At 39.3% G+C, this 12,093-nt stretch carries 11 protein-coding genes; 9 read left to right on the top strand and 2 right to left on the bottom strand.

The genetic code is table 11. The features are described 5' to 3' along the window. Nucleotides 1-75: 75 nt before the first annotated feature. From AC27KL_RS19530 to AC27KL_RS19520, 3 genes are read left to right on the top strand one after another with little or no spacing between them, the layout of a single operon-like run. Nucleotides 76-1,320 carry an ABC-three component system protein gene (locus AC27KL_RS19530; protein WP_024982829.1) on the top strand — a complete coding sequence of 415 codons (1,245 nt, stop codon included), beginning with the start codon at nucleotides 76-78 and terminating at the stop codon, nucleotides 1,318-1,320. Next, nucleotides 1,304-1,801 carry a three component ABC system middle component gene (locus tag AC27KL_RS19525; protein WP_024982828.1) on the top strand — a complete coding sequence of 166 codons (498 nt, stop codon included), beginning with the start codon at nucleotides 1,304-1,306 and terminating at the stop codon, nucleotides 1,799-1,801. The genes AC27KL_RS19530 and AC27KL_RS19525 overlap by 17 nt, the downstream gene beginning before the upstream one ends. A gap of 1 nt (nucleotide 1,802) precedes the next feature. Next, entirely contained in the window at nucleotides 1,803-3,779 is a 1,977-nt protein-coding gene (locus tag AC27KL_RS19520) for a DUF3732 domain-containing protein (RefSeq protein ID WP_024982827.1), read from the top strand. Between the two features lie 129 nt (nucleotides 3,780-3,908). On the opposite strand, the gene AC27KL_RS19515 is transcribed toward AC27KL_RS19520, so the two are convergent. Next, a complete protein-coding gene (locus tag AC27KL_RS19515; protein ID WP_024982826.1) occupies nucleotides 3,909-5,840 on the bottom strand; it encodes a UvrD-helicase domain-containing protein in 1,932 nt (643 codons plus the stop codon). Between the two features lie 4 nt (nucleotides 5,841-5,844). Further along, complete coding sequence (locus tag AC27KL_RS19510; RefSeq protein ID WP_024982825.1) at nucleotides 5,845-7,854, bottom strand: ATP-dependent nuclease; 2,010 nt, start codon at nucleotides 7,852-7,854, stop codon at nucleotides 5,845-5,847. Between the two features lie 162 nt (nucleotides 7,855-8,016). Between AC27KL_RS19510 and AC27KL_RS19505 the strand changes: the two genes are divergently transcribed. The 6 genes from AC27KL_RS19505 to AC27KL_RS19480 all read left to right on the top strand — a co-directional run bounded on the left by AC27KL_RS19505 (nucleotide 8,017) and on the right by AC27KL_RS19480 (nucleotide 12,076). Further along, nucleotides 8,017-8,214, top strand: coding sequence for a hypothetical protein (locus AC27KL_RS19505; RefSeq protein ID WP_024982824.1), 198 nt, complete (start codon nucleotides 8,017-8,019; stop codon nucleotides 8,212-8,214). A 26-nt stretch (nucleotides 8,215-8,240) separates the two neighbouring features. Then, nucleotides 8,241-8,408, top strand: a complete 168-nt coding sequence (locus AC27KL_RS19500; protein ID WP_213581089.1) for a ribonuclease HepT family protein — start codon at nucleotides 8,241-8,243, stop codon at nucleotides 8,406-8,408. Between the two features lie 213 nt (nucleotides 8,409-8,621). Beyond that, nucleotides 8,622-9,197 carry a hypothetical protein gene (locus AC27KL_RS19495; protein WP_340673239.1) on the top strand — a complete coding sequence of 192 codons (576 nt, stop codon included), beginning with the start codon at nucleotides 8,622-8,624 and terminating at the stop codon, nucleotides 9,195-9,197. Continuing rightward, nucleotides 9,178-10,413, top strand: a complete 1,236-nt coding sequence (gene mobP3, locus AC27KL_RS19490) for a MobP3 family relaxase (RefSeq protein WP_024982822.1) — start codon at nucleotides 9,178-9,180, stop codon at nucleotides 10,411-10,413. Before AC27KL_RS19495 ends, mobP3 begins: the two co-directional genes overlap by 20 nt. A 280-nt stretch (nucleotides 10,414-10,693) precedes the next feature. Then, nucleotides 10,694-11,344, top strand: coding sequence for a hypothetical protein (locus AC27KL_RS19485; protein ID WP_024982821.1), 651 nt, complete (start codon nucleotides 10,694-10,696; stop codon nucleotides 11,342-11,344). Between the two features lie 33 nt (nucleotides 11,345-11,377). Beyond that, nucleotides 11,378-12,076 carry a hypothetical protein gene (locus AC27KL_RS19480; RefSeq protein ID WP_024982820.1) on the top strand — a complete coding sequence of 233 codons (699 nt, stop codon included), beginning with the start codon at nucleotides 11,378-11,380 and terminating at the stop codon, nucleotides 12,074-12,076. Nucleotides 12,077-12,093: the final 17 nt, after the last annotated feature.

Raw genomic sequence — 12,093 nt, 5'->3', positions numbered from 1 at the left:
ATCATTTTCATTAGACTAAATTAACTAACCTTGCTACTGATAGCTCTCTTATCCTCGTAACAGGAGTTGAAGTCAGTGGTTAAAAAGCAAAACAAAATCCCCAAAAAAGAGATTAATTTAGCAAATACGCACGTTCCTGATAAAGTATACGCATATTCTTTACAGGTAAAACATGCTTTATATGAACTACAAAAATGTTCGGGCGATGACATGGTAAGTGTTGAGGTTCTTGAAGATGTCGCTATCCAGAAATCAGATGGAACCGTAAAAGCTATACAATTAAAAAATGTTTCATCTAAGCATAATCCAATTTCCAATCGTGCTAAAGACCTTTGGAAAACGTTATCTAACTGGTTGTTAGCCGTCAATAGCAAAGAACTCGATGTTAATAGCACAAAATTCATTCTCTTTGTTACTGCTGACAGGAGCGGATCAATAGTTGATTCGTTTAATAAAGCAACAACATTTGAAGAGTCACAAAAGGTTTGGGATGAAGCTAGAAAAGAATTTTATCATGAATCCGGGGAAGAAAAAGAAACACCTGAGGATTACGTTTTTTATATAAGACATTTTTTTAACCCAGCAAATAAACTGTTGGCAAGCAAAATTATTGAAAACTTTAGTCTAAGTACGATAAATGTAAATTACACTGCTCTTCTTTTTGAAGCATTCTGTGAGAGAGCTATGGTTGAGGAAGAACTCGGGGATGTTTTATTTAAGTATATGCTGGGATGGATAGAAAAAAAGGTATCCGAGTTGGTCGAAAACAAAAAACCAATGTGTATTGCCTACCAGGAATATAAAACTGAACTTATGGCAATTAGACGCGAGTACAATCAAAAATTAAGTCTAAAAGAATTAGCCCCGAGGCCAACTGAACAAGAAGTTCAAAATGAGATGAATGCATTGAGGAGATACTTAGAGCAACTGGACATTGTTGAGTGTGATTATACAGAAAAAATAGAAGCAATAAATGATTATCTCAGAGCTTCTACTAACCGAACTATCTGGGCAAAGCGTGGAGATATTAGTGACGGTAGCTTAACAAGTTATCAAGAAACATTGATTAAAAAATGGGATACTAAGCGAAAAATATTGTCACTTAAAAATAAAAGTCTTAATCTTTCACCCGAGGAATTGGGAAAGCTTTTGTACCTTGAGTGTAAAGATGAGCCAGTAAATATAGATCATCTTTATGTTCCCGATTTTTTTACTGCAGGATGTTATCATGCTTTATCTGATGATGTAATAATTGGTTGGCATCCACATTATAAAGATATTTTTATGCCAGGGAGCGGATTTAATGTCCAACTTAAATAGGGAAATTCAGAATGTACAAAACCCTGCCTTTGGAGCTTTTATTATATGGAACTTTGTAAGGGGATATTACAGCAATAATAGCAAACTGGTTCCTTTCCCTTTATTGTTTATTGTATTACCTATCATATTTCGTGAAGATTTTTCTGATTTGTTGGCTTCCACTAATAGGCCATCTGGCCTAAGGTACTTCGCGAACAAATTCCTTTCAACAAAAGTACTTAAAAATGATCTTGTATCGAACATTCATGCAAATGCTTTAAATATGAAGGAATTATCCCTTCAGTCCATTCGGATAGGACTCTATTCTTCCCTCATTTCTTTGGACTATGAGGAGGCCCTTGTTTTTCCATTTACAACAACTGAACGTAAGCAGGAGCCTAAGTCCATTATTAAACTTGGAAAGGCATCCGAAAAGTTGGGCTATTGGTGTTCTCAACTCACACTTCATGAAATCTCTCAAATACTGAAAGTGAGGTTTTAAAATGAATCTTCAAATAAAGAGATTAATCCTGTGGCCAAAAGATCCTCAGTTCAAGCCAAAGGAAATTGAATTTAAAACAAACTCTGTAAATATTATAACCGGAGCATCGCGTACAGGAAAATCCGCTATCATTCCAATAATTGACTATTGCTTAGCTTCGGATTCTTGTCACATACCAGTCAAAACAATAAGAAATGCTTGTAGTTGGTTTGGTATCGTCATTCAAGTCAATCAAAGACAAGTACTCCTAGCTCGACAAGAACCGGGCCTACAAAAATCAACTGATAATATGTACATAGCATCAGAAACAGTAGTTAGTACACCTGATATTCCTATTAAAAATACCACTAAGGATTCCGTTAAAAAATTTTTGGATGAGTTATCTTCATTGTCTTTTTTAGACATTGATGCCGATAATTCAAATAATTACTTAGGAAGACCTTCCTTCAGAGATTTAATGGCATTTTGTTTTCAGCCCCAAAACATCGTAGCAAATGCAAATACTTTATTTTATAAGGCTGATACTACTGATCACCGAACAAAATTAATAAACATTTTTCCGTATATTCTTGGTGCAGTAACTCCGGAAATTCTAGCAAAACGACAAGAAATTAATAATCTTTCTAAAGAATTAAAGCGTAAAGAAAAAGAATTACTAAAGCTTAAAGAAGTGTCGGATAAATGGAAGACTGAAATAAATGGTTGGCTCGCAGCAGCACAAGAATTCGGACTTATAAAACTGGATACATCAATTGATCGTTCCTTTGAGGAACAAATTGAAATTCTCTCATTAATATCCCAAAAAAGAGCATCTGATTCTAGTATTCTAAATAGCAATATTGAAGCTTCTTCACAAGAAATTGTGGCATTAAGGAAGGAAGAAAATGACCTCTCACTTAAACTCTCTTCCTTGAAAAACCGTTATACTGAAATGAATCAGCTGATGAATAGTTTAAATGATTACCGCGAATCTTTGACTATACAGGTTGAACGATTAAATATTTCCAAATGGCTGAAAAGCTTAACAGATGATAATGAAACTTGCCCTATATTCGGGAAAAATGTAGAGCATCCCAAAGAGCAAATAGAGAAATTTTATACAAATTTGATTAAGCTCGAAGATGAAACAGGGTTCACCAGCAAAATTCCTGCGGCATTTGAACGCGAATATCAAAATGTAAAAACAGAGATTAAAGTGTTGACTGAACAAATTATGGCTGTTCAAAAAAGAATAAAATTACAAAGCCAAATAAGAAATTCCGCAGCAAATGAAAAATATACTATAGAGAATATCTCCAGATTCATCGGTCAGGTTCAATACGCAAGCGAAACTTTTAAATCGTTAGGCTCAGATAGCCAATTAATTGCTGAAATTAATGCTATCAACGAACGTCTAACGAGTTTGCGGGCTGAAGTAAATGAAAGTGCAATAGTAAATAGAGTCAATGCAGCATTAAGTAAAATTGGTGCTTATGCAATAAGACTTCTACCTTTACTTGATTCAGAACGTCCAAATGATCCGATTCGTATTGATTATCAAAATCTTACTGTTATTGTCAGTGGTCAAGACGGACGTGATGATTATCTTTGGGAAATAGGTAGCGGCTCAAACTGGCTTGCTTATCACATCTCAGTAACATTAGCATTTCAGTTGTTCTTCAATCAGCAAAGTCATTCACCTGTGCCGAGCTTTATTGTCTACGATCAACCTAGCCAAGTCTATTTTCCAAAAAAATTGGCTGCTAGAAAAGATGAACAGGAAATTGACCCAAGACTTGAAAATGACGAGGACAGAATAGCTGTGAAAAAAATCTTTAGTACAATGTCTGAGGCAATAAAAATATCTCAGTCCAAATTTCAAATTATAGTCTTAGAACATGCGGACAGCAGTATTTGGGGAGATATTCATAACGTTCATGAGGTTTGTGAGTGGCGCGGCGAGAATAACAAACTTATTCCAGAAGAATGGATTGATTAATAGTCAATATTTCCAAGTATATAAAGTTTGCCGCGGATAGATATTATAAATCTATCCGCGGCAACCAAGCGGCTTACATTTAACTCGCTTATGAAACTATCACTACCACACTTTGAGATGCCCTTTACATTACACGCACTCGTTAATTTCTACGATATCTTTCATGTGAACATTCGCATTCTGTAATATTTGATATAAAGATGAAATGTTTTGATTAAACTGAGGTCGCAGTTGAACATCCCCAAAACGCAGGATTTCTCTTGAAGCACTGAAAGTAAAAAAACATTGATGCTTTGCTCTGGACAATGCGACAAAGAAAGCACACATATCAGCAGCTCTTTGTGTTTGGAAACTCCAAAATGCATCGTCTTCTAATCCTAGAAATATGACAGTGTCATATTCTAATCCCTTGCTCTTATGGATTGTCATTATAGGTACACTAGACAATCCTAAAAAATCAGAGATAGCGTCGCTCCAGTTTAAATGTTTCGAATATGCCTTCGATAATTTCCCAATTGTATCATCAAGTAATTGATTGAAGAAGAAACCACTAGTATACTTTGGATATAAACGAAAATACTTTTCCATCTCAATAAAGGAAAAAATCCCTTTAACAATTTTCTCAATCATTTGGTTACAGCTATTTTCGTCATTTTCTACCTGAAGTTCACGTCTTATCTGAAGGATATATTCATCAAGTTCCGATTCCATTTTTAATATTTTTGCATGGTCATGGTCAGGATCAAAACCTTGAATAAAAGATAAAACTTCTGAAACTCGCACCCATGCATCATGTTTTTTTTCTGTTGCAGCTAGTGTTAGAAAATCAATAATTAGCTGTACACATTCTTCTGCAAGTAAATCTTGATATTCTTTTTCAATTCGTGCCTGAATGCCTTGCTTTCCTAACTCCTCAAGTACATTTTTGGCATAGATATGTTCATGTTGTTTTACAAGTATACAAATATCTCGTGGGGTTACATTTTCTTGCCGTATCCTTTTTGCTATACTTGACGCTACAAAAACAGCTTCGTCTAAATGATTTTGAAAATTCCAAACCTCGCACACACCCTCCACATTACGATGTTTACTAGAAACTGTGGCATCTGTGGCGCTTTCATTAATAATTTTCGCCAAAATATTTTGAATTTCTATTAATCTGGGAGCGGACCTATGATTATGTGTTAACTCTATTTGACTGGCGTTAAAGTCATGTTTAAACTGTTCAAATGAATCAGAAAGTGCACCAGCCCAACCCATAATTTTCTGTTTACCATCTCCTACACTTGTCAATATTGCTGAAGAATTTAAAAAAATTGTTTTGACTAATTCATACTGTAGAAAAGTCGTATCTTGAAATTCATCCAAAAAAACATGACTATATGTGACCTGCAGCGCCTTTTTGATTAATGGATTCTGTTTAAGTAAAAAATCAGCAAGTTTTGAAATCATAGGGAATGTTAATGAACTCTGAACTTCATTTTTTTCATGAATCATCACATTCCACAGCCTAACCAAAATCCAAGAATAGATATCTACTCCGTCATCATAAATTGGAATAGAATCCTCAGCTAATCGCCTATATAAAACATTAAAGTTAATCTCGTGTTGCCAATTAGGCTGATTCGGATGGCGCTCAATAATATAACCAGTAGCTATATCTCGAATATCCCTATTAGAGGTAACGATATTATAGTTTTTTGATGGACGATAAGCATCTGGTAGGCCTAATCTAAAGCGATCTAATAATTGTTTAGAAAACGAATCAAATGTTCTTGACTCGAATCTTGCAGCTAGTTCTTTTCCACACCGTAATTCTACCCTTTTTTTCAAGTTTTCCGCAGCATCTTTCTTAAAACTAATGGCCAAAATTTTCTGCGGATTTGGACATAAATTGGTTTGTAATAAAAAGCAAGCACGTTGCGCTAACAACTCTGTTTTCCCCGCACCTGGCCCTGCCAAAATTAGAGTATTGAATTCCGATTTAACTGCTATCTCTGCTGCCGGTTCCAGCGTAATTCCTTCCGACGGATTCCAATTTTCTGGTTTAATATATGGCATAGACTTAATCTTCCTTTTGCAATATTTCTTTTACCCGCGTTACTAACTTACAAAAAAGTTCAGGTATGAACATTTTCAGATCATCGTCATCCAATTTTAAAAGAGCTTCAATGTGTGTGCTTGGCTTGCTTCGCCCAAGAAATAGAGTATTATACCAAACCATAAGTTCATGTTGAGCATCTGTATACGTTTGACCTGTTGCCTTCTCGTTCTTTAAAGCCGCAATAATACCGCCTTTTATTTTTTTGTCATATTCGTCAGGATACTTTTTACGATCAGGAATACTAGGACCTCTAGGTACAGTTTTTTTATATTCTTCAGGAAATGATTCGAGCATAAGAAAATCTAAATCCAAAGGCGAAGAATAGAAAACATTATATTTATCTTCCATTAATCTTTGAAGCCATAAATTATTCATAGATTCTATCCATTCAGGGGTCATTGGATATGTATCCATTTCTTCTATTTGTGCATCAGTAAGAATTTCTTCCCTTTGTCCGTACCAAACTCTCAGTAACTCATCACGATTACAGCCATTAAGTAATAACTGTTTAATGGCATACTTAATCCTACTCCAACCACCGCCCCCACGTTCACGATCCAAATCCAATAAAGTAATATGCGGAATATTCAATTCATTGAGTAATTTCCACATATGGTTTACATGTCTTCCTCCAAGAGGAACTATTGATATACCATAATCATCAGGGTGTATTCCGTTAGCTGCAAGTATTCTGGGAATTACAATCTCTTCGGAATCACCCTCACCCAAAATCACTAATCTCGAAAAATAGATTTCCGGATAGGCTCTTACAGCTTCCTTTATGTATGTATAAGAATCAGCAGTCTTACTTGGCAATATTATTTTCTTTACTATTGTTGTAAAGCTCGTCTGGTCAATTCTCAAGTGGGTAAGATCTTCTGGATCTAACCGCTTAATAATTGAAGCACTGTGTGAAGTTAAAACAACTTGGGCATTTGATTTAACAGAAATATTTTTCAAGTTCTCCATCACTCGTCCAAGAAGATGTGGAGATATATGATTTTCTGGCTCTTCTACCGCGAGTATAGTTAAAGAAGCATTTGATTTCCCAGTAATTTTCATTTCAGCTTCAAGTAAGGACGACACCAATGAGATATAAAATAAAGATCGAAGTCCATCACCCAACTTATCAACACTATATTCACCTAAGTCATGTGTTGGAGAAAAAGATACTTCTATTTTCTTAAGAATTGAGGTGAGTGTTGAACTGCTAAATTGTAATTTTGCATCCTGGTAACGAGCATCCTTGTGGTATTTTTTCCATTCCTCTCCAATGATACTTCTTATCTGCGAAACCCCATTAATGCCGTCGAACAACTTATTTATAGGTTCCATTCTTACTTTAATGGAATCATTAATGTCATCTGGCCAAGAAATATTATTTAAAATCCTCCATAGTATTGTGCCCGAAGCATTGCGTAGCTGTGCAGATGGTTCTCTTACAGCAGGAACATATATGACTTGTATTGTTGAACGTTGGTGAGGGGTGATTGGAACCTTATCCTCGTCTGATTCATCAATACCTTCAGCTACAGTAATAAAGTATATTTTTTGTTCAATTTCTCCTTCAGGAGTATTATCCGCTACCCATTTTGCTTCTAACCTGACACGTAAATAAGGAGCTTCAGCAGTAGCACGAACTACAAGTTGATTAATAAATGGAGGAATACTGTTTCGGCTCAACTCATCATGAGTGCTTTCCATTAATTCGGGAAAGTCAATCCGTGCCTCAATTGACAATTGAAGTTCTTTTATTGTTTCTACGTTGATTTGTTTGGGAATGTGAAAATCTGACTTTTCCAATGTACGTTCATGCGAAGTCACTCCAAACAATTTGAGTAAAGCATGTATAAGAGCAGTTTTACCTGCGGAGTTTTCTCCGACAAAACCCGAAAGCTTATTTAAAGTAATTGTTGTTCCCTCGTCGCCAAAACTTCTAAAATTTTTTAAATGCAACTTTGTAATTTGCACAACAACCCCTCCTCGTAAATAACTAGTTTGGACGAGATTAAATAATCATCTGAGTAAGCCCTTAATTAACGCTTACTTAATGAATAATTTCTAAGCTATTGACTGATTTCGACATTTTCCTAGTAATCCCTTTTTAGAGCGAACCCTGAAAAGGAGAATTGTATGAAAAATCCACCTGTTTCAAACTCACAAATCTACTTAGCCAATAATATCAACCTAATCGAATTTGCCAAATCTCAAGGCTACATTCTCGAAAATGGCGGCCGCCGCGCGCTTCACGCGAAGCAAAGTGGCGGTCTTTACTTTTTCCGATCTCGGGACTGGATGTGTTTAGCCAGCTCGCCCATTTGCGAAACGTAAAGGTACAGGCGGAAGGCCCATATCGCTTGGAGAAGCATACGCGGCATGCGAACATTGATTTGGTCGTGCTTTGGGACACTATTACCACCAGTCTGCCTGAGCTCCAAAAACAAATCGAAGAGATTCTGATCCGGCAATCTCAGGAAACGGATATTTTATCACCGTTTGAAGACGAAGAAGAATACGAGCGATAAATGAATAAGCTTAGCAGCAGAACCAGCCACATTCCAAATGAGGGGTGTGGCTTTTATCTGTTCCACTCTGGCTAAGGAGCGATGAAACCATGCCCCCTTTTTCCCTTTTTTCTCATTGGATCGAAGTTCTGCCTTCCCCCAACCAGAGGGGACCGCCCTCTGGTTGGGGGTTAAAGGCAGGAATAGCAAAATGTCATTTTGCGAAAAAACAGCGTGAAAGCAGAGCTTTCACCGACATTTTTACGGGTGTTCCCCCGACAATCGCATGTCGCTTGGCGGATAACCCCCAAGAGTGAGGTGCTGCCTTTGGCACGCGCAGAGAAAACGGTGCAAATCACCGTCAAGCTGCCCAAAAAACAATATGATGCATTAAAAAAATACGCCGCTTCCAAGCATTTGAGCATGGCGGATATTGTGCGGGCGTTTATCCAAAAAGGCATGTCTGTGGAGGCTTATACCGAGGAGATCGATTTCATCACTGCCATCATCCGCCAGGAGATCAAAATTGCCATTGACGGATTAAGCAACCGGCTAGCCGGACTCGCCAGCAAGGACTTAATCATGTCGGCTGCCTCCTACTACTCCACCATCGCGATTATCTCCGATCTGATTGATACGAATCGGTACACGACCTTTCGGGAGATCGAGAAGAAAGCGCGGCGGCTTGCGGTGGACTATGTCAAAATGAAGCTCACCGATGCAGAAAAACTGTTTTTGTCGGGGAATGCGTTTGATCAGAGCATCGAGCATCTACGCGGGGGCGACTCCGATGTCGATCCTGATCTATAAACAGCGCTTCTTCCATCCCAACCACCCGAAAACGGCGAAAAGCAACTACTGCCATATCGGATATATTGCCACCCGTCCTGGTGCGGTGAAGAATGGAGGCATGAATCATGGGTTGTTCGGGAAGCTGCGCCCCGGAGACTTGCAGGAGTTTTCCTCTTGGCAAGAAGTGGCCCGACTGGCCCGCGACTTATCCCGACAAAAAAAGAACATGTATCGCAGCGTCATTTCATTCAAACGAGATACGGCGCTGGAACTGGGCCTAACCAATCAGAAGGCTTGGCAACAGTATATTGAACAACATATCTCCACCATCGCCGCCCAAAATCACATTAAAGGAAAGAACCTCTGTTGGGCCGCCGCTGTCCATAATGAGAAGGAGCATCCGCATCTTCATGTCGTCTTTTGGGATCGACAACAGGACATCCTGAAAAACTATACCCACCCCGAGATTCCCAATCGCATACGCAGGCAATTGATCAAAGACACCTTTGCTTACAAGATCAAACAATTTTGCGCTTTGCGGGATCAGTTTAAATCCGGTATTACGGAAATCACCGACCGCATGGTAAGTGAATTCGAGTTGTATATCAAGAATCTGAACCCGAAATCGTTCAAGGTTTTCTACAAGCGCTTTATGAACGAGGATGAAGATTTCCCGCACCGTCTGCCGAAACACCATCTTTTTCAGCAAAGCCATGCCGCTGCGCTAGCCGAAAAACTGGTTCAACTCCGCGCAAACATGCCGAAAACCGGAAGACTCGCTTATCAACTCCTCCCCCCTGCTGTGAAATCCATGTTGGATGAACTCGTACAGGAATTGATGAAAACCAATCCCTATCTGGCACAAATGGTTGAGGATTATGTCCAAGTCAAAGTCCAAATCGCGATGCTGTATGACACCGATCCGGAACGTATCGCTAACTACCGTGAGAAGTATCTGACCGAGGCGAAAAAGCGAATCGCGAACCGTATTTTGGGAACGGTCCGTACGCTGATCAAAATGGAACGGGAAGTATCCATGGAACAAAACCATAGGATACGGCGACAGTACCTGGCCGAGCAGCTTCTGGTTGGCATCCTTGATATGCTGGAGAGTCTGATCATGAACGGCAATATAGACTACGATGACAAAGCAAAAGCCATGGGCACGGAGTTATCCAAACAAGCCAAAAAGGAATGGTTTATAAAACATCGGGACAAGGGTTTAGAAAGATAACATCCATCATATTCTCTATCCACCATTGTGGATAAATCTGTGAATAACCGGTGAATATTCTGTGGATAATTACACCCTTTATTTACGAAATGGCTTTTCATTTTGATTGAAGAAAGGAACGATCTTATGTTATTTACCGAAGGCAAACATCAACAGTACGAACGAATGATGCGGCAGACTCCGCGAAATCATCCACGTTCAAGGAAAGAAAAAAAGAACTCGGAAACAAAACGTACAGCTCAGAAGGTTCCCCCGAACCATCCCAAGGAGCGTTGTTCTTATGGAAATCAATGAACGTATGAAAGATGTATTGCAAGTCCAGCTTTCTCCCTTGGGCCTGGAATTAAAACCGGAGGATCGCTTTCCTCTAACCGTGCTCCATGATGATCGCCCGGTTGCATACATCCAAGAGGACGGTGCAGTCCATTACCCTGTTGATCGAGACACCACGCCTGCCCGCCGAATTCCCGGTGTCATCGCAAAAGTTTGGGAGATGGAGCAGGCTTACCGTCAGGCTCCACATCTGGAACTATCCGGCGTGAACAGTTACAAAAAAATTCTTCAATACAACCAACATCTATTGGCTGCCCGGTACGACGGAAACGGCCATTTTCGTTTTGTGACCTGGCAAGTCAATTTCGATCAAACGGGTGTAACGCTGGGCCACTATTTTTATCGGAATGAATACGAGCAGGCGAAAGAAGATTTTATCCAACGCAGCGGACTGGTGGACGAACGAAAATTATTCAGCAAGGAACAGCTTTCCCTTCTCTATTCCGCGTTGCTCTATTCTAGGTTCCATGATATCAATCTGGACTACGCAGATAAGCAAGAAATTGACCAATTAATTCGACACATTGAAGCTGTAGCCCCAGTTTCCCAAACCGTTCGGCAACCTGCATCCGACTGCGAATTGGATTACGAACGCTAAAACGGTTCCGCAAAGTGAAAGGAGATGGCATTTTTGAAAAGCAAAACGGAGTTCTACAAAAAGTTTTTTGAAGCCGTGACCAAACAAGGCTTTGAAGTGAAACGCTCCACCTCTGCCGACTATTTGGCCGATTTGTATTACAAAGATCAGCTCGTCGCCTTCTACACCCGGATGGACACGATCGAGAAAAACCCATTCGTGACCGTGCCGGACCGGCTCATGAGCGCGATTCACGATTTGGCCAGACAATCGGCGTTGCAAGCTGGAATCTGCGTGGAAAAACCTTACACGGACAAAGACCCTAAAATCGCTAACGGCGTCTATAAGCTGAGCGAATACAACGATGTGATCTTGGCTTGCAAGCATCATCCCATGTTTGAGTATGTGTTTTCCACGTATCGCCTTTCCCCGGAAAACGGAACGCCAGTGCAGCGGCAGTATTTTTACAATAAAGAAGAAGCGTTGGAAAACTTCGCAGTACGGAGTGGACTCGTAGATGAAAAAAAGCTGTTTAGTGAAGAAGAACTGGTCCTGATCCATTCCGAACTGATCAAATTCATGATTACGCCCAACGATAAAACGGTCGAACAGTTCGAACGAGCCGGAATCATCATCGAACGGATTGAGGAACTTCTGCCGGCATTAAAGGATCGGGAAATTCATCTGGAGTTCGAACTCGAGTTTCAACATGAAGATGAACTGCTGGCCGAAGAAATGGAAATCGGAGATTAGTCTCTGTGTTTCCAACT

Source organism: Paenibacillus sp. YAE3, from assembly GCF_057546105.1.
This window is presented reverse-complemented; position numbering and strand designations above follow the sequence as displayed.

What these genes read in the sequence shown, in the direction of transcription:
- AC27KL_RS19525 (WP_024982828.1), top strand. Translation starts at nt 1,304, where the DNA reads ATGTCCAACTTAAATAGGGAAATTCAGAATGTACAAAACCCTGCCTTT.
- AC27KL_RS19505 (WP_024982824.1), top strand. Translation starts at nt 8,017, where the DNA reads ATGAAAAATCCACCTGTTTCAAACTCACAAATCTACTTAGCCAATAAT.
- AC27KL_RS19515 (WP_024982826.1), bottom strand. Translation starts at nt 5,840, where the DNA reads ATGCCATATATTAAACCAGAAAATTGGAATCCGTCGGAAGGAATTACG.
- AC27KL_RS19485 (WP_024982821.1), top strand. Translation starts at nt 10,694, where the DNA reads ATGGAAATCAATGAACGTATGAAAGATGTATTGCAAGTCCAGCTTTCT.
- AC27KL_RS19520 (WP_024982827.1), top strand. Translation starts at nt 1,803, where the DNA reads ATGAATCTTCAAATAAAGAGATTAATCCTGTGGCCAAAAGATCCTCAG.
- mobP3 (WP_024982822.1), top strand. Translation starts at nt 9,178, where the DNA reads ATGTCGATCCTGATCTATAAACAGCGCTTCTTCCATCCCAACCACCCG.